The sequence below is a fragment of the Brevundimonas sediminis genome (genome assembly GCF_048799765.1).
In the GTDB taxonomy this organism is placed as follows: Bacteria; Pseudomonadota; Alphaproteobacteria; order Caulobacterales; family Caulobacteraceae; genus Brevundimonas.
The window spans coordinates 1-21,093 of record NZ_JBLYQK010000035.1 but is presented as its reverse complement, the minus strand read 5'-3'; the positions used below and the strand labels follow the sequence as shown (position 1 = coordinate 21,093).

Sequence of the window (21,093 nt, the reverse complement as noted above, 5' to 3'; positions counted from 1 at the left end):
GCGCCGGTCCCCGTGGCGCCCGCGGCGCCTGCCCCTGTCGCACCGACACCGGTGGCGGCGAACACCGCCGCGCCGGCCCCGACGGCTCCGGTGGGTCCGGCCGCGCCCGCGACCATCCGCGTGGATCTCGACCGCGTTGATCGCCTGATCAACGCCGTCGGCGAACTGGTCATCCAGCAGGCGATGCTGGCCCAGCGCGTGACCGAAAGCGGCATGGCCGCCCGGTCTTCGGCCGTCATGATGGGTCTCGAGGACCTGGAGCTGCTGACCCGGGAAATCCAGGACAGCGTCATGGCCATCCGGGCCCAGCCCGTGAAGTCGGTCTTCCAGCGCATGCCGCGTCTGGTCCGCGAAGTCAGCGAGATGACCGGCAAGAAGGTCCGTCTGGTCACCGCCGGCGAGGACACCGAGGTCGACAAGACCGTGGTCGAACGTCTGGCCGAGCCGATCACCCACATGCTGCGCAACGCCATCGACCACGGGCTGGAAACGCCCGCGGATCGCGAGGCCGCGGGCAAGTCGCCGGAAGGCACGGTCCATCTGGCCGCCCTGCACCGTTCGGGCCGCATCGTGATCGAGATTTCCGACGACGGTCGCGGCATCAACCGCGAACGGGTCAAGGGCATCGCCGTCTCGCGCGGCCTGATCGCCGAGGACGCGGTCCTGACCGACGACGAGATCGACAACCTGATCTTCCTGCCGGGCTTCTCCACCGCCGAGACCATCACCGACGTGTCGGGACGCGGCGTCGGCATGGATGTGGTGAAGCGGTCGATCCAGGCCCTGGGCGGCCGGATCTCGATCAGCTCCATCCCGGGCAAGGGCTCTACCTTCACCCTCAGCCTTCCGCTGACCCTCGCGGTTCTGGACGGCATGGTGGTCGCGGCGGCCGAACAGACCCTGGTCGCGCCGCTCTCCAACATCGTTGAAAGCCTCACCCCCCGCGCCGAGGACGTCCACTATGTCGGTGGCCGCGACGCGGTGATCCGCTTCCGCGAGAATTTCGTGCCGCTGATCGACGTGGCCCAGGTGATGGGCTTCCGCGACACCCCGAGCGTCGCCGGCCAGGGCGTCGCCGTGGTTGTCGAGACCGAGTCCGGGGCCCGCGCCGCCCTCATGCTGGACGCCATCCAGGGCCAGCGCCAGGTCGTCATCAAGAGCCTCGAAACCAACTATCAGCAGGTGCCCGGCGTCGCCGCGGCCACCATCCTGGGCGACGGCCGCGTCGCCCTGATCCTCGATGTCGACGCCATCGTCGCCAACGCCCGTCGCCGGACCGCCGGCGCCGAACTCAAGCTCGCGAGCTGATCCATGACCGAAGTGCAAAACAACGCCGCTGTCCGTGAACTGATCGCCTTCCGTATCGGCGAGCAGGAGTTCTGCGTGGACATCATGTCCGTCCGTGAAATCCGCGGCTGGACGCCCGCCACGCCGCTTCCCCGATCGCCCGGCTATATGAAGGGCGTGATCAACCTGCGCGGGGCGGTTCTTCCGATCGTCGACCTGGGCGCCCGCTTCGGCCTGCGCACCTCCGAGCCGACGGCCCGTCACGTGATCATGGTCGCCCACATCGGCGGCCGCACGGTCGGTCTGCTGGTCGACGCGGTGTCCGACATCATCCAGCTGACGGAAGGCACGGTTCAGCCGACGCCGGATGTCGCCAGCGACGAGGTCCGCACCTTCGTGAAGGGCATCTTCGCCCTGGACGGCCGGATGATCAGCCTGATCGAGCTGGACATGATCCTGCCGGAAGCGGAAGCCGAAGCCGCATGACCTCCGCCGCCGGGGCGTCGTCGATGGTGGAGGGCGAGTTCGTCCTCACGCCGGAAGACTTCCGCCATATCGCCCATACCCTGCATTCCCACGCCGGCATCGCCCTGGGCGAGGGCAAGGCGGCGCTGGTTTACTCGCGCCTCGCCAAGCGCCTGCGCGTGCTCGGCCTGCGCAGCTTCCGAGAGTATTGCGCCCTGATCGAGGGCGCCGAGGGCGTCGACGAGCGTCAGCTGATGACCGCGGCGCTGACGACCAACGTCACCCGCTTCTATCGCGAGCCGCACCATTTCGATCACCTGCGCGACCAGGTGATGCCCAAGCTGGCCGAACGCGCCCGCGCAGGGGGTCGTGTCCGCCTCTGGTCGGCGGCCTGTTCGAACGGGCAGGAGCCCTATTCGATGGCGCTGACCGTCCTGCAGACCCTGCCCGAGGCGGCGGATCTGGACGTCCGCATCCTGGCCACGGACATCGATCCCAACATGGTCGCCCAGGGGCATGACGGCGTCTATGCCGAGGAGGCGCTGGACCCGGCGCCGGCCACCCTCTGGCGGAAATATTTCAACCGTCTGGACCGCGGCCAGTGGGTCGCCGGACCCCAGCTCAAGCGACTGGTGTCCTTCAAGGAGCTCAACCTGATCGGCGACTGGCCGATGAAGGGCCGCTTCGACGTCATCTTCTGCCGCAACGTGGTCATCTATTTCGACGACGCGACCCAGGAGAAGGTCTGGAATCGCTTCCTGCCGCTGATGAACCCCGGCGCGACCCTGTACATCGGCCACTCCGAGCGGGTCTCGGGCGCGGCGGCGACCAAACTGCGGACCAGCGGTCTGACCACCTACCAGCTGGGGACCGCCGCATGAGCGAGAAGGTCACCGTCCTGGTTGTCGACGACAGCCCGACCATGCGCGGCCTGCTGAGCGCCGCCCTGCGCCGCGACCCCGAGATCGAGGTGGTCGGGTCGGCCGCCGATCCGCTGGAGGCCCGGGAGGCGATCAAGCGCCTGAACCCCGACGTCATCACTCTCGACGTCGAGATGCCCAACATGAACGGGCTGGAGTTCCTCGAGAAGATCATGCGGCTGAGGCCGATGCCGGTGGTCATGGTCTCGACCCTGACCCAGAAGGGCGCCGAGACCACCGTCAGCGCGCTGGAAATGGGCGCGGTCGACGCCATCGGCAAACCGATGGACGGCACGCCCGCCTCGGTGGCCTTCGCCGATCTGGCGACGAAGGTGAAGGCGGCGGCCCGGGCGCGGGTCCGCGCGCGGGGCGACGTGCCGGCCTCCACGCCGGCGCCCGGCGGCTATCGCCCCGACCCCAACCTGATCCTGGCGATCGGCGCCTCGACCGGCGGGGTCGAGGCCCTGCTGACGGTGCTGCAGGGCTTCCCGGCCGACTGTCCCGCCACGGTGATCACCCAGCATATGCCGGCGACCTTCACCCGCAGCTTCGCGGCCCGTCTGGACAAGGTCTGCGCCCCGACGGTCGCCGAGGCCGAGGAGGGCGCACCGGTCATGCCCGGCCATATCTATATCGCGCCGGGCGGCGAGGCCCATCTCGAGGTCGCCGGCGCCAGCCCCCGCTGCCGGCTGGTGCGCACCGAAACCGTCAACGGCCACCGACCCTCGGTGGACGTGCTGTTCAACTCCGTCATCCGTCTGCGCCGGCCGATGGCCGGGGTCATCCTGACCGGGATGGGCAAGGACGGCGCCAAGGGTCTTCTGGCCATGCGGGAAGCCGGTGCGCGCACCCTCGGCCAGGACGAGGCGTCTTCGGTCGTGTACGGCATGCCGCGCGCCGCCTTCGAAATGGGCGCTGTCGAACGGCAGCTTCCGCTTCACCGTCTCAGCTCCGCCATTCTCGACGCCTGCGCCGCCTCCCCCCGCGCCGCCCCGAACGCTGCCTGAAGGAATACGCATGCCCGCCGCCGCCGCCCTCCACGTCCTTGTTGTCGATGATCAGCAGACCATCCGGTCCCTGGTCCGCAACAGCCTGCAACAACTCGGCGTGCGCGAAATCCGCGAGGCTTCGGACGGCGAGATCGCCCTGCGGGAGATCATCACCCGCCCGGCGCACCTGGTGATCTCGGACTACAACATGCCGAACCTGGACGGTCTGGGTCTGCTGCGCGCGATCCGCGCCCACCCGCCGGTCCAGACCACCGCCTTCATCATGCTGACCGGTCGCGCCGACCGCGAACTGGTGCAGCGCGCCGTGCAGTTCGGGGTCAACAACTACCTCGTGAAGCCGTTCACCGTGGCCCAGCTGAAAGAGAAGCTGGAAGCCGTCTTCGGACCACTGACGTGAGCCCCGGCGCGTCTCCCGAGCGCGGCGAGATCCGCGTCCATGTCGGTCAGGGCGAACACCATGTGACGTCCGATCCGGCGGTCATGCTGACCACGGTTCTGGGCAGCTGCGTCGCCGCCTGCCTGACCGATCCGGTCGCCGGCGTCGGCGGGATGAACCACTTCCTGCTGCCGGACGGCGCGGGCGCGGGCACCGATGCGGGGCGTCGCTACGGCGCCTATGCGATGGAGCTCTTGATCAACGAGCTGATCAAGGCCGGCGCCCGTCGCGAGCGTCTGGAGGCCAAGCTGTTCGGCGGCGGCCGCATGTTCGACAGCCTGCGGGACGTCGGCCGGGCCAATGCCGACTTCGCCGAACGTTTCCTGCGTGACGAAGGCATCCGGGTCGTGGGCGGAAGCCTCCGCGGCGCCGGCGGCCGTCGTGTCCACTACTGGCCGGTCAGCGGCCGCGCCCTGCAACGCGGGGTGACCGACACCGTGGCGCCGCCGCCGCGTCCCGTCGTTGCGCCGGCGCCGGCGGCCGCCGGCGGCGATCTGGAGCTGTTCTGATGCCTGCGGACACGCCCTCCCTGCTGGCCGCCCTGGCCGCCGAGATCGGCGATGTCCGCTCGGGCGTGGACCGGGTGTCCGGCCTGCTCACCGACCTTGTCCGGCGGCTGCCGGCCGAACATCGGGCCGAGGCCCTGACCGACGCGCAGGCGCTGGATGTCCTGATCCAGCGTCTGGATGCGGTCGCCGGCGTGCTGAACGGCCTCGCCTCCGGCCAGACCTCGACCGACGCCGTGTCCAGCGTCCTTCTCGCCGATATGGCCGGACGCCTGAACGGTCATGACGCCGCCCGTCCGCCGGACGGGGCGGGCGACCTGCATCTGTTCGATTGACGCCATGTCCGCCGCGGCCTCCAGCTCGAACGCCCGCGTCAATCTGGAACACTCGACCGTGTTGCTGATCGACGACAATTCCAAGTCGCTCGACATGCTCAGCTCGATCTTTCACGGCTTCGGCGTGAGGGAGCAGATCAAGTGCGAGAACGCCCTTGAGGCGGCGGAGATCGTCAAGCGCAAGGCCATCGACCTCATTCTGGTCGACTGCTCGATGCCCGAGATGGACGGCTATGACTTCACCCGCTGGCTGCGGCGCGAGATGCCCGCGCCGGCCCGCTATACGCCGCTGATCATGCTGACCGGCCACGCGGCCCAGTCGTCCGTCCAGAAGAGCCGGGACTGCGGCGCCAGCTTTGTGGTCGCCAAGCCCCTGACCCCCAGCGTGCTGCTGCGCCGGATCCTGTGGCTGGGGAACGACGAACGGGAGTTCGTCGAAAGCGAGAACTACGTCGGGCCGGATCGCCGGGTCCGGAATTTCGGCCCGCCCCTGGGCCTGCCCGGTCGCCGCGCCGGGGATCTGTCCACCCACGTCGGCGAACCCGCCGAGGCCAACATGGACCAGGCTGACATCGACATGCTGATGAAACCGCGCCGGGTGTCGCTGTGAGCGAGGCCCGCACCGTCAAGGTCAAGAGCCAGCTGGCCCGCCAGCTCGCCATCCCCGGCGGGCGCACCGTGGCCGAGGCGAAACGCCTCGCCGAGGTCGGGCTCGAGAGCCACAGGGCCGACACCATGGCGGATCTCGCGCGACGGGTCGGCCAGCTCGAAGAGCTCTGCGCCGCCGGCGCCGCCGACAGCCGACCCCGGGTCTACGCCCTCGCCTCCGCCCTGGTCGACATGGCGGGCTTCTTCGACACCGGGCCCTTCTACACGGCCGGATACAGTCTGTGCGACCTGAGCGAGCGGATGCAGGTCGCCGGGACCTGGAGCTGGCCCGCCGTCGAGGTGCACGTGAAGGCCCTGCGCCTCATCCTCGCCGGCGGATGCAGGGCCGGACCGGAATCAGACACCCTCCTGCAGGGACTGAAGCAGGTCCTGGCGGCCTTCTCGCCGGCCTAGGGCGCGTCAGCCTTCGGCGAAGCGCGCCTTCAGTTCGCCCTTCACCACCTTGCCCGCCGCATTGCGGGGCAGGGGCTCGTCAACGATGTGAATCTCGACCGGCGTCTTGAACGCGGCCAGCCGCGAGGCGGTCAGGGCCTTCAGGGTGTCCGCATCCACCGTCTGGCCCGGGGCCAGCGACACGACGGCGATCGGAACCTCGCCCAGCACCGAATGGGGCTTGGCGATCAGCGCCGCCTCGGCCACCGCCGGGTGGTCGAACAGCACGGCCTCCACCTCCTGGCAGTAGATGTTCTCGCCGCCGCGAATGATGATGTCCTTGGCCCGGTCGACGATGAAGCAGAAGCCCTCCTCATCGATCCGCGCCAGATCGCCGGTGCGCACCCAGCCGTCGACGAAGGTCTCGGCCGTCGCCTCGGGCTTGTTCCAGTAGCCCTTCACGATGTTCGGCCCGTAGGCCAGCAGTTCGCCCACCTCGCCCGTCGGCAGCTCAACGCCGTCCGGGCCCACCACCTTGATCGCGCTGACCGGCATGGCCGGGCCGCAGCTGTCGGGGCGGTTCACATAGTCCTCGCCGAAATGGTGGGTGTGGGTGGCCGAGGTCTCGGTCATGCCCCAGCCCGAGCCGGGCCGGGCCGTGGTCCGGTCGTCGATCTGGCGCACCAGATCGGTCGGCGCCGCCGCCCCGCCGTAGGTCACCGTCTCCAGCGAGGACAGGTCGTATTTATCGCGGTCGGGATGCTGCAGCAGCTGGATCGCCACCGTCGGCACCCCGCCGATCAGGTTCACCTTCTCCCGCTCGATCAGCATCAGGGCCTCGCCGGCGTCGAAGCGGCGCTGACAGACCAGGGTCTGGCCGGTCACCAGCGCCGGCAGCAGAAGGGCGTTGCAGCCGGTGGTGTGGAAGAAGGGAATGGAGACCAGTCCGACCTTCGGCGGGGCGGCAGGGTCCAGGACCGGCGGCGCCTCGCCGCGCCGGACGAAGGCGCGGACCAGCGAGTACAACCCCGCCACGGCCCCGCATCCCGCGTTCCGATGCGTGCCGAGCGCGCCCTTGGGGAATCCTGTCGTGCCCGAGGTGTAGAAGATCGCCGCCGGGTCCTCAGGGTCCAGCGGCACGCCCGGCATCTCGCCCGGCGGCAGGTCGGCCCAGGTCTCCGGGCCGCCGATCACCGCCTCCAGCCGCTCCACCCGCGGATCGCCGGACGCCTCGCGGCCCCGGCAGACCAGCACGTCGGTCAGACCGGCCAGCTCCGGCAGGTGAGGGGCGATCCGCTCCAGCCGCTCGCCGTCCACAATGGCGACGGTGCTGCCCGAGTCCTTCAGGCCGTAGGCCAGCTCCTCTCCCGACCACCAGGCGTTCAGCGGCGTGGCGATGGCCCCCAGCAGGGTGGCGGCGAAGAAGCTGACCGGCCATTCGGGCACATTGCGCATGGCCACCGCGACCCGGTCGCCCTTCATCACCCCCCGGGCCTTCAGCGCCGCCGCCAGGGCCAGGGTCGCCCGGGCGAAGGCCTCGAACGACACCCGTTCGTCGCCGTAGACGATGAAGGTCCGGTCGCCCCACTGCCGCCCGGCCAGGAAGGCGTGCATCAGCGTCGGCGGCGCGTTCTTCCAGATCTTCGTCGGCCGTCCCTCGATGGTCGTCTCGACCACCTCGAACGGCGAGCCGGGGGCGGTCAGGGCGGCGGTCGCCTGGGCGAGGGTCAGCGCGGGCCACGCGCGGGCGGCGGCTTGATCGGTCATGGGCGTTTCCTGAATCCGCCGCTTTGCGCGGTCTGGTCTGGACGCCACTGTGACCCCGTTTCTCCGGGGTGATCAAGGTTCAGTTGGTCGCAGGATCGATCTGTCCGCGGCGGCCTAACGCTCCGGCGCCTCTCCCCGGGGGGACTGGAGCGAGGCGCCGGATCGCGGCGTGCCGGAACGGGCTGTCTCAGGAGACTCGACAGGAACCGTTCGACACCACGGCCGGAAAGCCGATACGCGGGCTCCGGACACGCCCGCTTCATACGACAGGCCCGGGGTCGGCGCAGCCTTCACTTTAGTTATAGAAAACGCCGGTTTCCTGTTCTCCGCGCCGGACAGGTGAGGGGCTCTGTCGGCTAGCAGACGGCGCGAAACCGGAAGGCGTCACGCCCGTTGAGCGGTCTTCCGGAGAGATCGCCATGTTCACCCAACTCAATCCCACCATTCCCGTCCACGTCGAGGGAAAGGGGGCGGGCTACGCCTTCGCCGTCATCGACTACGGCCAGGATCACAATCTGATCTGGATCACCGCCCTGAACGAGGGCGGCGAGATCTGGTGCGCGCCGAACCCCCGGGTTCGCGTCCTGCCCAACTGGACCATGGGACGGCAGCGGACCGGGACGGGCGAGACGGGTCCGCGCGCGGTGGCGTGACGCCGGCCCCGGGAACCGTCCCCGGTCGTCCCGGTTGGCGTCCTCCAACCCCCGTTCCCGGAGACCTGACATGACCCACGCCGCCCTCGCCGGAAAGAAGATCGCCGTCCTCGCCACGGACGGATTCGAACAGGTCGAGCTGACCCGGCCGGTCGATGCGCTCAGGGCCGCGGGGGCGACAGTCGAGGTCGTCTCGCCCAAGGCGGGCGAAATTCAGGGCTTCAAACATCACGACAAGGGAGACCGGGTGCCGGTTGACCGGGTTCTCGGCGAGGTCTCCGCGGGGGATTATGCCGGTCTGGTCCTGCCCGGCGGCGTCATCAATCCGGACGCCCTGCGGATGGACGATCAGGCGGTGGGTTTCGTCAGGGCCTTCACAGACGCCGGAAAGCCGGTCGCCGCCATCTGCCATGGCCCCTGGACCCTGATCGACGCCGGGGCGGTGGACGGACGGCGGATGACATCCTGGCCCTCCCTCCGGACGGACCTGGACAATGCCGGCGCAGACTGGGTCGATGAGGCGGTCGTCGTCGACAGGGGGCTGGTGACGTCGCGCAATCCGGATGACCTGCCGGTCTTCTGCGCCCGAATGATCGAAACCTTCGCCGGGGGCGGGAATCAGGCGGTCCGGTGATCCCGGAAGAAGTGGCGCACCCGACACGATTCGAACGTGTGACCTTTGCCTTCGGAGGGCAACGCTCTATCCAGCTGAGCTACGGGTGCGTCTGCCGGCGACGGGGCCGGGACGAAGGCCTCTACAGCAGGAGCGGCCCGCCCTCAATCCCGAAAGCATGACGGCGCGCGCATCGCGCTTGGCCCCGCGTCGTTCGGAGCCTAGCCTGCGCCCTCGTTTCGACGGGAGGATCCGATGCGCGCCGCCATTCTCGCCCTGCTGTGTCTTGTCGGGGGCTGCGCCTCCAATCCGGCCTCACCCCCGGCCGGAGGCGCCGCGGGCGGGGATGCCCTGGACGCCATCGCCCGGGATTATGTCGCCCTGACGCTGGAGATCGGCGAGCGCGAGCCGGGCTATGTCGACGCCTACTACGGCCCGGCCGAATGGCAGGCGGCGGCCCACGCCGATCCGCGCACCCTGCCCCAACTGATCCAGGGCGCGGCCACCCTGAGCGACCGGTTGAACGCCGTGTCCGTCGCCGGGGCGGATCCCGTGGTGCGTCAGCGGAAGGCGTATCTTCTGGCCCATGTCGCGGCCGCCTCGGCCCGGCTGCGGATGCTGTCCGGCGAGACCATGAGCTTCGCGGACGAGGCTGAGGCCCTCTTCGGCATCCGGCCGGAACTGCGCCCCCTGTCCACCTACGACCCTGTGCTGGCCGAGATCGACGCCCTGCTGCCGGGCGCGGGGTCCCTGACCGACCGGGTCACGGAGTTTCGCTCGCACTATGTCATTCCGAAAGAGCGGCTGCAGGTCGTCATGGACGCCGCCATTGCCGAGTGCCGCGCCCGCACCGCGCGCCATATCACCCTGCCCGCAAACGAGAATTTCACCCTGGCCTTCGTCGGGGACAAGCCGTGGTCGGGGTACAACTACTACCAGGGCAATTCGCAGTCGAAGATCGAGATCAACGCCGACTTCCCCATCTACACCGAGCGCGCGATCGACCTGGGCTGCCATGAGGGCTACCCCGGCCACCACGTCTACAACGCCCTGCTGGAACAGACCTTCGTGCGCGAGCGCGGCTGGGTCGAGATGAGCGTCTACCCGCTGTTCAGCCCCATGAGCTTCGTCGCCGAGGGCAGCGCCAACTACGGCATCGACCTGGCCTTCCCCGGCAGCGAGGGGACCCGGTTCGAGCGTGAGGTGCTGTTCCCCCTCGCCGGCCTGGACCCGGCGACGGCGGAGAAGAAGGCCCAGCTGATGGCCCTGACCCGTCAGCTGGCGCGCGCCGAATACACCATCGCCGACGACTGGCTGGCCGGTCGGGTGAGCCGTGACGAGACCATCGAGCGGCTGATGAAATACACCCTCGCCGATCGCGCCAAGGCGACGCAACGCCTGCGCTTCATCGACACCTATCGCAGCTACATCATCAACTACGGTCTGGGCCGCGACGTGGTCCAGGCCTGGGTCGAGCGGCAGGGGCCGGACCACTGGCAGGGCATGGAGACCCTGCTGTCGAGCCAGACCCTGCCGGTCGACCTGGACTGATCCGGTTCAGCCGGCGACCCGGCTGTCCCGGTCAAGGCCGCGCATGAAGGCGGTCAGGCGGACCAGCGCGCCGAGATCGCGATCGTCGCTGCGGCTGCCGGCGCGCAGGTTGTCGAGCAGAACCTCGAGGATCATGGCCGCCTGCTTCGGCGACTCCGGCCTCTGGTCGAGGATCTGCGCCTCGGCGCGGGCGCGACGATCCTCGTCGCGAGGGTCAGGGCCGGCGGACTGGGTCCAGACCGACCAGGCCTGGTCGATGTTGGTCTTGGTCATGGGAAACGCCCTCCCGGGCGAAACGTCGTGCGGCCCAGGCTTCCCAGGCGCCGACGAAAAAGGTGATGCAGATGAGGACCCACACCTCCAGCCGGATCGTGATGGCCGTCCACAACAGGTAGCGGCCGTCGTTCAGCAGGGGGACGACATGGGTCAGCAGGGAAATCAGCTGAAAGCCCGCGAGCGCGGTCAGCCACCACCGATCGCAAACACAGGTCAGCCACAGGATGACGATCAGGAAGGCGGTCTCCAGCCCGGCCACGCCGGCCTTCCAGCCGTTGATCTGGACCGGATCGACGACCCGGACCAGGACGAGAAGGGCCAGCACCACGCCGGCGATGATCCGTTCTTCCCGATCACCGAAGCGCAGCAGGGCCAGGACGCCGGCGAGAGTCAGAAGGGTGATCGCCAGGGTGGCCACGCGGCGTCAGTCCTCAGACGGTCGCCAGCCGGCCGATCGGCGCCAGGCCGCCCGGTTCCGTATCGCCGGGTTTCTGCTCGCCCGGGATCAGAAGGGTATGATTCAGGGCCAGGCGCCGGGCGTCCCTCTGGGCGTGGCCATGGGCCTGGACCAGTTCGCTGCGCGCCTCTGTCAGGGTATGCAGGGCCTTGGCGGCGGCGCTGAAGGCGCGGTGACCGGCTTCCGCGCCGAGCCCGGCCGCGCCGCGACCGGAAAGGGCGTGGGAGATCGTGTCGGCCAGCCGGGCTCCGGCGGCGTCCAGCATATGTTCGGCGTCCCGCAGGTCCAGCGCCACGGCGCTGGCGTACTGGTCGGGTTTCTGGGCGGTGTTCATGGGGTCCTCGGGGTCAGTTGCCAGCTGTCGGCGCGAACGGATTCGTTCCCCCGAAAACCAGCCCGACCAGACCGGTCAGGATGATCAGCAGGATCAGCCCCCCGAAGGCCCATCCGAAGACGGCCGCCGCGCGGACAGCCGGAGATCCGGGCGTCCGCCACCGCCCCAGTCGACTGTAGACCCCGTACAGGGTTCGGTCGGCCGGCGCCGCAGGAGCGAGGGAGCCGGTGATCCGGTCCGCATCGACGCGCCCATCTGGCGGCGAAACCGGCTCCGGCGGTATGGCGTCCGCCGCGTATGACGCGTCAGACGCCAGGGCCCGCAGGGCCGCCTTGCGTGTGCTGACCCCGAATTTCCGCAGGACCTCGCGGAAGTGTTTGTCGACCGTGTTCTCGGAGATGCCCAGCGCGCGCGCGATTTCCTTGTCGGTCATGGTCGCCGACAGGCGCAGGCATTCCTCCTGCCGTTTGGTCAGCCGTTCCGGCATACCCTCACCCCCTCGGGATCAAGCTATGTCGTCGGGACATTGAACGTCCAGCATCTTGAGACGCCGCGCGGGCGACGCGACGCGCGGCGACCGCTCTCAGGGCACCGCGCCGGTCACCGGACCCACGCCGTCGTCCTCGTCTTCGTCCCGGGGCAGGGGGATGGCCCGGTCCGGCCTTCTCATCGCCGCCTCGTCCCGTCGCAGGCGTTCGAGGTCTTCCTCAAGGCGATTTTTCGGGTCGGTCATGGCGTGGTCTCCTTCAGTCACGCCATCGGAATGTGCGGGTCGCGTCCCGCGTTCCGTCTGCGGCGCGAGCAGGACGGGAGACGGCGCCGGACCGCCGACAACCGCCCACGAAAAAGGCGCTCCGGTTTCCCGGAGCGCCCTCTTCTGTTTCAGCGGATCGGCTGAACGGCCGGACCCTAGAAGTCCATGCCGCCCATGCCGCCCATGCCGCCGCCCATGTCGGGGGCGCCGCCGGCCGAGGCCTTCTTCGGCGCGTCCGCGACAGCGGCTTCGGTGGTGATCAGGATGCCGGCCACGGAGGCGGCGTCCTGCAGGGCGGTGCGGACCACCTTGGCGGGGTCGATGACGCCCATCTTGACCAGGTCGCCGTACTGTTCGGTCTGGGCGTTGAAGCCGAAGGTGGCTTCATTCGATTCCAGCACCTTGCCGACGACGATCGAGCCTTCGACGCCCGCGTTCTCCGAGATCTGACGGATCGGAGCCTGCAGGGCGCGACGGATGATCGCGATGCCCGCGTTCTGGTCGGCGTTGTCGCCGGTCACGCCGTCCAGCTTCTTCGAAGCCTTCAGCAGGGCGATGCCGCCGCCCGGGACGATGCCTTCATCAGCGGCCGCGCGGGTCGCGTTCAGGGCGTCGTCGACGCGGTCCTTCTTCTCCTTCACCTCGACTTCGGTCGAGCCGCCGACGCGCAGGACGGCGACGCCGCCGGCCAGCTTGGCCAGACGTTCCTGCAGCTTTTCCTTGTCGTAGTCCGAGGTCGTGGCTTCGATCTGGGCCTTGATCTGGGCGACGCGGCCCTCGATGTCAGCCTTCTCGCCGACGCCTTCCACGATGGTGGTGTCGTCCTTGGTGATGGTGACCTTCTTGGCGCGGCCCAGCATGTCCAGGGTCACGTTCTCGAGCTTGATGCCCAGGTCTTCCGAAATGACCTGGCCGCCCGTCAGGATGGCGATGTCTTCCAGCATGGCCTTGCGGCGGTCGCCGAAGCCCGGAGCCTTGACGGCGGCGACGCGCAGGCCGCCGCGCAGCTTGTTGACCACCAGGGTGGCCAGGGCCTCGCCCTCGATGTCCTCGGCGATGATGATCAGCGGGCGACCCGACTGGACCACGGCTTCCAGGATCGGAAGCATGGCCTGCAGCGACGACAGCTTCTTCTCGTGGAGCAGGATGAGCGGCTCCTCGAGCTGGGCCTCCATCTTGTCGGCGTTGGTGATGAAGTAGGGCGACAGGTAGCCGCGGTCGAACTGCATGCCCTCGACGACGTCGACGGTGGTTTCGGCGGTCTTGGCTTCCTCGACCGTGATCACGCCTTCATTGCCGACCTTGGCCATGGCTTCGGCGATCAGGGTGCCGATTTCCTCGTCGCCGTTGGCCGAGATGGTGCCGACCTGGGCGATTTCCGAGTTGTTCGAGACCGGCTTGGAGATGGTCTTGACCTCCTCCAGGACGACGCCGACAGCCTTGTCGATGCCGCGCTTCAGGTCCATCGGGTTCATCCCGGCGGCGACGGCCTTGAGGCCTTCCTGCACGATGGCCTGGGCCAGGACGGTCGCGGTGGTGGTGCCGTCGCCCGCCTTGTCGTTCGTCTTCGACGCGACTTCGCGGATCATCTGGGCGCCCATGTTCTCGAAGGCGTCTTCCAGCTCGATTTCCTTGGCGACCGAAACGCCGTCCTTGGTCGAGCGCGGGGCGCCGAAGGACTTCTGGATCACGACGTTGCGGCCCTTCGGACCGAGGGTGACCTTCACCGCATTGGCGAGGACGTTGACGCCGCGCAGCATCTTGTCGCGCGCGTCGGTGTTGAACTGTACGATCTTGGCGGCCATCCGGCTGCTCCTTGATAATTGCTAGTGAGTAGTGAGTGGAAGGTCGGAGCGGCGGCGGGAGCAGGTCTTCTGCTCACGGCTCACCACTCACGCCTCACTCAGCTCAGGACGCCCAGGACGTCCGATTCCTTCATGATGATCAGGTCTTCACCGTCGATCTTGATCTCGGTGCCCGACCACTTGCCGAACAGGATGCGGTCGCCGGCCTTCAGTTCCAGGGCCTGGACGACGCCCTTGTCGTCACGGACGCCGGCGCCGACGGCGATGACTTCGCCTTCCTGCGGCTTTTCCTTGGCGGTGTCGGGGATGATGATCCCGCCCTTGGTCTTGGATTCTTCTTCAACGCGCTTGACCAGCACGCGGTCGCCGAGCGGACGGAACGCCATCGGACTTCTCCCTCTTGAAACCCCCGGATCGGGGCGTTCTGAAATGATCGGTCGCCCTCCCGCCCGGTCGCCGCTTTGGCAGCCGACCGGTGAGAGTGCCAACGCGAGCGGCAGGTAGGGGGGCGGGCATCCAGCGTCAAGCGGCGCCCGTGGAATTTCGCCGGGTCAGTCGGTCGCGGCGGCGAGGGTCCAGGCGGCCTCGACCTGCCGGGCGAAGAGCGGTCGGGCGCCCCGGACCCGGGTCCGCCAGTCGCGGCCCCGGGCCTGCTGGCCCAGCAGCTCCTCCAGGCCGCCGCGCACCAGGGCCAGGGCCTCATCCGACCGGGCCCGGTGGATCAGGAAGCCGGCGTACTGCTCCGTCCCCGCCAGGGCGACGGCGTGCCCCGGCGGCAGGCGCGTCGCGGCGAGGGCGGCGGCGCGACGGTAGACGCCCTCGGCCTCCGGCGCCCGGCCCAGCCGGTCCAGCACCGCGCCGTAGCCGTGGAGGGTTTCCAGCAGGTCCGGACTGTCGGGGCCCACGCCGGCCTCATAGACGGCCAGACCCTCGCGGAACGGCGCCTCGGCCTCGGTCCAGCGGCCCTGATCCGCCAGGGCGTAGCCCAGGTTCGCCCGGGCGTTGCCGGTAAACGGGTGGTCCGGTCCGACGATCTCCAGCGCCAGCGCCAGCGCCCGGCGGAAGGGCGCCTCGGCGCGCTCCCCCTGCCCGGTCTCGTGCAGATACCAGCCATAGTTGGTCAGGCACTGGGCCAGCAGGACGGGGTCGTTCGCACCTTCGGCGATCGTCACCGCCCGGGCGTAAAGGGGTTCAGCCTGGGGAGCCCGGCCTGTGCGTCGCAGCGAATTGCCGAGGTTGGACAGCACGATGGCGACGTGAAAGTCGTCCGGCCCGTACAGCCGCTCGTACATGCCCAGCACCTGCCGGTAGAGGGGGTCGGCCTCGGCATGCCGTCCCTGGGCGGTCAGGGCGTTGGCGACCAGATTCAGGCTGTCGGCAGTCTTTTCGTGCACCTCGCCCAGACGAAGCCGGCGGAGGTCCAGGCTGGCCCGGGCCGCCACCTCGGCCTCCTCATTGCGGCCCAGCGCGTCCAGGGCGCGGGCCCGGTCATACAGAAGCGTGGCCCTTTCGGTCAGATCGGCCTCGGCCTCGCCCAGCAGGGACAGGGCCCGGTCCAGATCGCCGAGGGCGCCGACGTAGTCGCCGGTCTCCAGCTTCAGGCGGGCGCGGACGGCCATGGGGTGCGCCACAGCGCGATCATCCGGCCCGAGACGGGTCTCGACCACCTCCACCGCGGCCTTCAGCGCCGCCCCGGCGCCGGCCGCGTCTCCCGCGCCGTAACGCTCGACGCCCAGCGCCACCAGGGCCTCGGCAGCGACGCGGGGGTCGGCTTCCCGCTCCAGAATGGCCCGGACGGGATCGACCTCGGTCGGGGCGGAGATGCGCACATCGGACGGCGCGCGGGTCGCGGGCGGTCGCGCCGCCGGCGGCGGAGGGGGCGGCGGAGGAGGTGGTGGTGGCGGCGGCGGGGGAGGCGGTTCCTGTGGCGCGACCTGCGCGGCGACCGGCGTGGCGATCGTCAGCGACAGGCCGACGCCCGCCCCTACGGCCAGAACCACGATCATCAGAAGTCGCGTCACGCCTTGACCCTCCCGGTCGCGCATCAGCCCGCATTACACCGATTTATGCAAGGTGAACCGGACCTGAACATCGTCCTCCCGGCCGGTTCAGCCTCGCGCCTCCATAAAGGTCCCACACCCGGCGACGACGCCGGACCGTTTGAAGGAGCCGACCATGAAGACGTTCTCGAAATTCGCAGTCGCCACGCCGGCCCTGGTCGGCGCCGTGACCCTGATGGCGGCCGCCCCGGCCTCGGCCCAGAGCTACCGTGACCGCAACGACGACAACACCGGCCGCAACGCCGTGGTCGGCGCCGTTGTCGGCGGCCTGGCCGGCGCCCTGCTGGGCAATGGCGACGGGACCTATGTGGTCGGCGGCGCCCTGGCCGGCGCGGCGCTCGGCGCGGCGTCCGGCAACAACCGCGATGACGACTGCGGCTACTACCGCGGCGGCCGTTGCTACCGGAACCAGGGCCATTGGGAGCGCGAGCACGGCATCAACAGCCGCGACCCGCGCTGGGAGCAGCGTCAGGACTACCGCGAATACCGTCGCGACCGTCGTGATGAACGCCGCGACTACCGCTACGACCGTCGCTGGTGATCCGGACCCCATTCGTCCGGCCGGGTCGGCCCGGTCGGACGCGGGCGAGGAAGGCGGGCTCCGGAAACGGGCCCGCCTTTTTCGTGGGGCGGGGTTTCAGGGTCCGCCTTCGACCCATGGCGGACGTTCAGGGACGTGTTTCGGCTTCTCGGATCATTTGGTCGAGGACTTCGCGGGATACTTTCTTGAGGTCTTCGAACGCCGGGGCCGTGGCCTCCTGGTCGCCATTACCCTCGCCACTGATCCGAACGCCCCCATCAGTCGTGGATAGGATGAACACGAACGGCATGGCCGGGTTGCCCGGAGCCGAGACCACGATCAGCGTTTGCCGGTCTGTGCAGCCGTAAGTCAGCCACTCAGTGCCACCGAACGAGCGTTGTATCGGTCCCGCCGTGCATTGAAGCGGTTCCGGCGCGGCTCCATGTTCCTGGTCGATCGGTAAAGTCAGCAGGGCGAGTGCAAGCAACGGCGTGACGATCGTCATGGTCGGATTTCCCTCCGCATCCTCATTGCATGATGTGGAGTCCGCTTCCGACCCGTTGCGGACGTGCCGCCGGTCGGTGATGGTTTGGCATGGCAGAGACACCTCAACGGGTTCCAGACTTCTTCCTCCACGATGTGCGGTATGACGTCGGGTCGCTGGTCGTCACTTTGGCCGTTGAAGGCTTTCCCCACTTCGAGGTGCAGTTCGATCCGCCTAGGGCTTTTCGTTCCTACGCGGAGAGTGACTTCTGGGCTTATCTGCAAGCCTTCGATGGCCAACCGCTGATCACGACTCAGGACGGCGGAACCGGCGTCTTCATGAGTGAGAACGCACCATACGTCGTCGAATATCGAAAACATGTGCGTGCGTCGCAGCCTGAGCCCACGTTCTCTTGCTTGATAGCAACCGCCCAAGAATGTGTTGAGGTGGTCTGCTTCGAGAGGCCCACGATCCGGTTCCTCTAGGTTCGCTTCCCACCCGTGGCAGACACTCACGAGGTCTGCTTCGGGCGCGCCCTCACACCATCAGCCGCTTCATCAGCTCCGCCGTCGATGCGTCCAGTCCGGCCGACGGTTCGCCCGCCTCGACGTCCTTCAGGATGGCCCTGGCCAGAACCTTGCCCAGCTCCACGCCCCACTGGTCGAAGCTGTTGATGTCCTGGATTACGCCCTCGACGAAGGTCTTGTGCTCATAGAGGGCCAGCAGGGCCCCGACGGCTTCCGGCGTCAGCGCGTCCATCAGGATGGTCGTGGACGGGCGGTCGCCGGGGAAGGTCTTGTGCGGCGCCAGGCGGTCCGCCTCGGCCTCGGGGGCGCCCGCCGCGATCAGCTCGGCCCGGGCCTCCTTCTCCGTCTTGCCGACCATCAGGGCCTGGGCCTGGGCCAGGGCGTTGGACCACAGGGGGGCGTCGCCCTCGCGCTCGTCCATGGCGGCCTGCGAGGTGTGGCCCACGACCACGAACTCGGCCGGAACCACCATCGGCCCCTGATGGATCTGCTGGAAGAAGGCGTGCTGGCCGTTGGTGCCGGGCTCGCCGAAGACGATCGGGCCGGTGGCGGTGTCCACGGGCGTCCCGTCGCGCTTCACCCGCTTGCCGTTCGACTCCATCTCCAGCTGCTGCAGGAAGGCGGGCAGACGGCGCAGGCCGTGGGCGTAGGGGGCGACGGTGCGGGCGTTCCGGCCCAGTCCCTCGACGTTGAAGATCTGCGCCAGCGCCAGCAGCACCGGGGCGTTCTTCTCCAGGTCGGCCTCGAGGAAATGCTCGTCCATGGCGCGGGCGCCGGCCAGGACGCGCTCGAACACGTCCCAGCCCAGCGCCACGGCGACTGACAGGCTGACCGCCGACCACAGCGAATAGCGGCCGCCGACCCAGTCTCGGAAGCCGAAGGTGCGGCCGCAGCCCCAGTCCTTCGCCTTTTCCGGCGCGGCGGTGACGCCGATCAGGTGGCGCACCATCCGGCGCGGCGACAGGCTCTCGGCCAGCCAGGTCTTTGCCAGTTCCGCATTGGCCAGGGTTTCCTGTGTGGTGTAGGTCTTGGACACGACCACGACCAGGGTCGTCTCGGGGTCGAGGCCGGCGAGGGCCTCGGCCATGTCGCGCGGATCGATATTGGCCACGAAGCGCAGGTCGATCGCCGGCTCCAGCGGCTTCAGCGCATCCCACAGCAGGCGCGGACCCAGGTCCGATCCGCCGATGCCGATGTGGACGATGGCGGTGAACGGCTGTTTGGTCCCGCCCGTCTCGGCGCCCGACCGGATGTCGCTGGCGTACTGGCACATGGCCTCGCGGGTGTCGTCGACCTCCTTCGACACGGGCTCGCCCAGGGCGTGGAAGTCGGCGCCCTCGACCGCGCGCAGGGCGGGGTGCAGGACCGCCCGCCCTTCGGTGGTGTTGACCGCCTCGCCGCCGAAGAGAGCCGCCCGGCGGCCCTCGACATCACAGGCCCGCGCGACGTCCAGGGCGGCCTCGAAGCCCTCGGCGCTCCACGACTGCTTCGACAGGTCCAGATACAGGCCCGCCGCGTCGACGCTCATCCGTTCCATCCGGCCCGGATCGGTGGCGAAATGATGGATGATGCGCGCTCCGGAATCCTTGCGCGCCACGGCGCGGAGCAGGTCCAGGGCTTGGTTGCGAGCGGTCATCGGCGATCTCGGCGGCGGTCAGGAGACGGGGAGTCGTAAACCCTCGTTTACGGGTCCAGCGTAAGTCGGTTCAACGCCGAATCCGTGATTCGGCAATACAATTGAGGTTAGCCCCCGAGGTCCCCATGTCCTGCGGCGTCGCCCTGGCCATCTCCCTGATGCTCACCAACCCCGAGGTCGCGCTCGCGGCCGAGCAGCCGCCCGCCCCCGCCGGGGCGCCGGTTTCCGTCGCCGGCGAGCCCCTGTTCGCCGATATCGTCCAGCGGGCCGGCGCGCTGCGCTCGGTCGTGGGGCAGTGGCAGACCAGCCTGTCGGCGGCTCCGGAGTGGACCGTCGCCGCGGGCGATCTGGCGCGCTTCGAACAGGACAGCACCGCCCTGGCCGAGCTCGACATGCAGGGTCATCTGATCCTGAAGGAACGGGGCACCGACGGGGACCTGAAATGCATCCTGCGGGGCATTTCCGAGGACATTCCGGTCAAGGTCGCCGCGGTCCATGCCGCGGCCACGCCGGCCGAGCGCCGGGTCGCGCTGGAAGAGCTGCACTATCTGCTCAATGACAACGTCGAGGTCATCACCGCTCCGCCGCAACCCCCGGCCTAGGGGGCGACGCGTCGGCGGCCCCGAGGGCGCATCCATACGGCGCGGCGATCGTGGTGCGGAGCGGGCGTTCGGACATCAGATCATCCAGGGCGTTCTTCACGAAATTGGTCGCGCCCTGAAGATCGGCGGGATCGGTCGTCGGCCGGTCGTCCACCCCGCCGGCGAAGACCAGCCTGCCGGTCCGATCGATGATCCTCAGCTCCGGCGTGGTCCGGACTCCATAGGCTTGGCCCAGACGGCCGCCGGGGTCCGGTAGCAAATGGGTCGGGGCGGCGCCGGTCCGGACCTTCCAGTCCCGGGCGCGTCCGGCCGGGATCAGGCTCAGCCAGACCACGCCGTCCTCGGCCGCGCCGCGTTGCAGGGCCTGCAGGGAGCCGCTGTAGTGCTTGCGGACGTACGGACACGCGTCATCCGCCCATTCCAGCACCACGATCCGGCCCCTGAAGTCGGACAGGGCGCGTGGAGTCCCCTCGGTGTCGAGGAGGGTGAAGTCCGGCGCTGTCTGTCCGGGCGCGGGCGGCGTGCGCGGCGATGGGGCCCCCGCGGGCGCGCCGACGGCCCCGGGCGCATCGGCCTGCGGTCCGCAGGCGGCGAGCGTCAGGGCGGCGGCGAGGGCCAACGCACGGAGCACGGCGATCCTTTCCGGCCGGATCAGGGCTTCAGCGCCTCGATGACGACGCCCTCGGTCAGCAGTTGCGGCAGCACCTCGGGCGCATCCCGGCCCGGGCGGTACAGCAGGTAGAGGGGGACGCCCGAGCGGCCGTGCCGCTGCAGTTCAGCGGTGATCGCGTCATCCCGTCGGGTCCAGTCACCGACCAGATAGACGGCGCGCGCCCGGTCCATCGCCTTCCGGACCCCCGGGGTGGTCAGGGACGTGCGTTCATTGATCTTGCAGGTCACGCACCAGTCTGCGGTGAAGTTCACCAGCACCGGGCGTCCCTCGGCCAGGGCCGCCCGGACCGCTTCCGCCGACCAGGGCGCGGAGGCGAGGCCCGACGCCGCGGTGTCGGACGATGCGCCCGGGGCCTCCACCGGCGCCCGGGCGGCGAGGGTC

The 21,093-nt window shown here is 69.3% G+C and carries 27 protein-coding genes and 1 tRNA gene; 14 read left to right on the top strand and 14 right to left on the bottom strand.

All coding sequences use genetic code 11. The features are described 5' to 3' along the window. The 9 genes from ACLQ7T_RS14180 to ACLQ7T_RS14140 form a co-directional block, all read left to right on the top strand. Positions 1 to 1,308, top strand: a 1,308-nt coding sequence (locus ACLQ7T_RS14180) for a chemotaxis protein CheA (RefSeq protein ID WP_420480004.1), incomplete at its 5' end; no start/stop codon positions are given. Positions 1,309 to 1,311: 3 nt separating this feature from the next. Beyond that, a complete protein-coding gene (locus ACLQ7T_RS14175) occupies positions 1,312 to 1,773 on the top strand; it encodes a chemotaxis protein CheW (RefSeq protein WP_420470580.1) in 462 nt (153 codons plus the stop codon). Continuing rightward, positions 1,770 to 2,633, top strand: a complete 864-nt coding sequence (locus ACLQ7T_RS14170) for a CheR family methyltransferase (RefSeq protein WP_420480003.1) — start codon at positions 1,770 to 1,772, stop codon at positions 2,631 to 2,633. The genes ACLQ7T_RS14175 and ACLQ7T_RS14170 overlap by 4 nt, the downstream gene beginning before the upstream one ends. Continuing rightward, entirely contained in the window at positions 2,630 to 3,679 is a 1,050-nt protein-coding gene (locus ACLQ7T_RS14165) for a protein-glutamate methylesterase/protein-glutamine glutaminase (RefSeq protein ID WP_420480002.1), read from the top strand. The genes ACLQ7T_RS14170 and ACLQ7T_RS14165 overlap by 4 nt, the downstream gene beginning before the upstream one ends. 10 nt (positions 3,680 to 3,689) lie before the next feature. After that, complete coding sequence (locus ACLQ7T_RS14160) at positions 3,690 to 4,079, top strand: response regulator (protein ID WP_420470577.1); 390 nt, start codon at positions 3,690 to 3,692, stop codon at positions 4,077 to 4,079. Next, the gene (locus ACLQ7T_RS14155) at positions 4,076 to 4,627 is read left to right on the top strand and encodes a chemotaxis protein CheD (protein ID WP_420470576.1); all 552 of its coding nucleotides are present in this window, start codon (positions 4,076 to 4,078) and stop codon (positions 4,625 to 4,627) included. Before ACLQ7T_RS14160 ends, ACLQ7T_RS14155 begins: the two co-directional genes overlap by 4 nt. Next, entirely contained in the window at positions 4,627 to 4,959 is a 333-nt protein-coding gene (locus ACLQ7T_RS14150) for a DUF8776 family protein (protein WP_420480001.1), read from the top strand. Before ACLQ7T_RS14155 ends, ACLQ7T_RS14150 begins: the two co-directional genes overlap by 1 nt. A gap of 4 nt (positions 4,960 to 4,963) precedes the next feature. Next, positions 4,964 to 5,569: a response regulator gene (locus ACLQ7T_RS14145; RefSeq protein WP_420480000.1), complete on the top strand. Its 606-nt coding sequence runs from the start codon at positions 4,964 to 4,966 to the stop codon at positions 5,567 to 5,569. After that, entirely contained in the window at positions 5,566 to 6,021 is a 456-nt protein-coding gene (locus ACLQ7T_RS14140; RefSeq protein ID WP_420479999.1) for a chemotaxis protein CheE, read from the top strand. The genes ACLQ7T_RS14145 and ACLQ7T_RS14140 overlap by 4 nt, the downstream gene beginning before the upstream one ends. A 6-nt stretch (positions 6,022 to 6,027) precedes the next feature. Here the strand turns inward: ACLQ7T_RS14140 and ACLQ7T_RS14135 are convergent, their stop codons facing one another. Continuing rightward, the gene (locus ACLQ7T_RS14135) at positions 6,028 to 7,767 is read right to left on the bottom strand and encodes a class I adenylate-forming enzyme family protein (protein ID WP_420479998.1); all 1,740 of its coding nucleotides are present in this window, start codon (positions 7,765 to 7,767) and stop codon (positions 6,028 to 6,030) included. A gap of 419 nt (positions 7,768 to 8,186) precedes the next feature. On the opposite strand from ACLQ7T_RS14135, the gene ACLQ7T_RS14130 reads away from it, so the two are divergent. After that, positions 8,187 to 8,420, top strand: a complete 234-nt coding sequence (locus tag ACLQ7T_RS14130) for a hypothetical protein (protein WP_420470571.1) — start codon at positions 8,187 to 8,189, stop codon at positions 8,418 to 8,420. A gap of 70 nt (positions 8,421 to 8,490) precedes the next feature. Next, the gene (locus ACLQ7T_RS14125; protein WP_420479997.1) at positions 8,491 to 9,054 is read left to right on the top strand and encodes a type 1 glutamine amidotransferase domain-containing protein; all 564 of its coding nucleotides are present in this window, start codon (positions 8,491 to 8,493) and stop codon (positions 9,052 to 9,054) included. Between the two features lie 12 nt (positions 9,055 to 9,066). On the opposite strand, the gene ACLQ7T_RS14120 is transcribed toward ACLQ7T_RS14125, so the two are convergent. Continuing rightward, positions 9,067 to 9,143: transfer RNA gene (locus ACLQ7T_RS14120), tRNA-Arg, on the bottom strand. A gap of 145 nt (positions 9,144 to 9,288) precedes the next feature. On the opposite strand from ACLQ7T_RS14120, the gene ACLQ7T_RS14115 reads away from it, so the two are divergent. Then, positions 9,289 to 10,584, top strand: a complete 1,296-nt coding sequence (locus ACLQ7T_RS14115; protein ID WP_420479996.1) for a hypothetical protein — start codon at positions 9,289 to 9,291, stop codon at positions 10,582 to 10,584. A gap of 6 nt (positions 10,585 to 10,590) precedes the next feature. Here ACLQ7T_RS14115 and ACLQ7T_RS14110 read toward each other — a convergent pair whose 3' ends face one another. From ACLQ7T_RS14110 to ACLQ7T_RS14075, 8 genes are all read right to left on the bottom strand, one after another. After that, positions 10,591 to 10,857, bottom strand: coding sequence for a hypothetical protein (locus ACLQ7T_RS14110; RefSeq protein WP_420479995.1), 267 nt, complete (start codon positions 10,855 to 10,857; stop codon positions 10,591 to 10,593). Next, positions 10,799 to 11,278 (bottom strand): hypothetical protein, encoded by a 480-nt coding sequence (locus ACLQ7T_RS14105; protein WP_420479994.1) that lies wholly within the window; start codon positions 11,276 to 11,278, stop codon positions 10,799 to 10,801. Before ACLQ7T_RS14105 ends, ACLQ7T_RS14110 begins: the two co-directional genes overlap by 59 nt. Positions 11,279 to 11,291: 13 nt before the next feature. Then, complete coding sequence (locus ACLQ7T_RS14100) at positions 11,292 to 11,651, bottom strand: hypothetical protein (protein WP_420479993.1); 360 nt, start codon at positions 11,649 to 11,651, stop codon at positions 11,292 to 11,294. A 13-nt stretch (positions 11,652 to 11,664) separates the two neighbouring features. After that, the gene (locus tag ACLQ7T_RS14095) at positions 11,665 to 12,138 is read right to left on the bottom strand and encodes a LuxR C-terminal-related transcriptional regulator (protein ID WP_420479992.1); all 474 of its coding nucleotides are present in this window, start codon (positions 12,136 to 12,138) and stop codon (positions 11,665 to 11,667) included. Positions 12,139 to 12,234: 96 nt separating this feature from the next. Then, a complete protein-coding gene (locus ACLQ7T_RS14090; protein ID WP_420479991.1) occupies positions 12,235 to 12,384 on the bottom strand; it encodes a hypothetical protein in 150 nt (49 codons plus the stop codon). 176 nt (positions 12,385 to 12,560) lie between these two features. Continuing rightward, complete coding sequence (groL, locus tag ACLQ7T_RS14085; protein WP_420479990.1) at positions 12,561 to 14,210, bottom strand: chaperonin GroEL; 1,650 nt, start codon at positions 14,208 to 14,210, stop codon at positions 12,561 to 12,563. A 98-nt stretch (positions 14,211 to 14,308) separates the two neighbouring features. Beyond that, positions 14,309 to 14,596 (bottom strand): co-chaperone GroES, encoded by a 288-nt coding sequence (gene groES / locus ACLQ7T_RS14080; RefSeq protein WP_420470562.1) that lies wholly within the window; start codon positions 14,594 to 14,596, stop codon positions 14,309 to 14,311. Positions 14,597 to 14,761: 165 nt separating this feature from the next. Continuing rightward, the gene (locus ACLQ7T_RS14075) at positions 14,762 to 16,231 is read right to left on the bottom strand and encodes a tetratricopeptide repeat protein (protein ID WP_420479989.1); all 1,470 of its coding nucleotides are present in this window, start codon (positions 16,229 to 16,231) and stop codon (positions 14,762 to 14,764) included. Positions 16,232 to 16,385: 154 nt separating this feature from the next. Here ACLQ7T_RS14075 and ACLQ7T_RS14070 point away from each other — a divergent pair, with 154 nt between their 5' ends. Beyond that, positions 16,386 to 16,811 carry a YMGG-like glycine zipper-containing protein gene (locus ACLQ7T_RS14070; protein ID WP_420479988.1) on the top strand — a complete coding sequence of 142 codons (426 nt, stop codon included), beginning with the start codon at positions 16,386 to 16,388 and terminating at the stop codon, positions 16,809 to 16,811. Positions 16,812 to 16,938: 127 nt separating this feature from the next. On the opposite strand, the gene ACLQ7T_RS14065 is transcribed toward ACLQ7T_RS14070, so the two are convergent. Next, entirely contained in the window at positions 16,939 to 17,295 is a 357-nt protein-coding gene (locus ACLQ7T_RS14065; protein ID WP_420479987.1) for a hypothetical protein, read from the bottom strand. Between the two features lie 516 nt (positions 17,296 to 17,811). Beyond that, positions 17,812 to 19,437, bottom strand: coding sequence for a glucose-6-phosphate isomerase (gene pgi / locus ACLQ7T_RS14060; RefSeq protein ID WP_420479986.1), 1,626 nt, complete (start codon positions 19,435 to 19,437; stop codon positions 17,812 to 17,814). 125 nt (positions 19,438 to 19,562) lie between these two features. On the opposite strand from pgi, the gene ACLQ7T_RS14055 reads away from it, so the two are divergent. Next, positions 19,563 to 20,039, top strand: coding sequence for a hypothetical protein (locus tag ACLQ7T_RS14055; RefSeq protein WP_420479985.1), 477 nt, complete (start codon positions 19,563 to 19,565; stop codon positions 20,037 to 20,039). Here the strand turns inward: ACLQ7T_RS14055 and ACLQ7T_RS14050 are convergent. Next, complete coding sequence (locus tag ACLQ7T_RS14050) at positions 20,011 to 20,670, bottom strand: redoxin domain-containing protein (protein WP_420479984.1); 660 nt, start codon at positions 20,668 to 20,670, stop codon at positions 20,011 to 20,013. The genes ACLQ7T_RS14055 and ACLQ7T_RS14050 overlap by 29 nt on opposite strands. Positions 20,671 to 20,690: 20 nt before the next feature. Continuing rightward, the coding region (locus ACLQ7T_RS14045) for a thioredoxin family protein (protein ID WP_420479983.1) at positions 20,691 to 21,093 on the bottom strand (403 nt) is incomplete at its 5' end.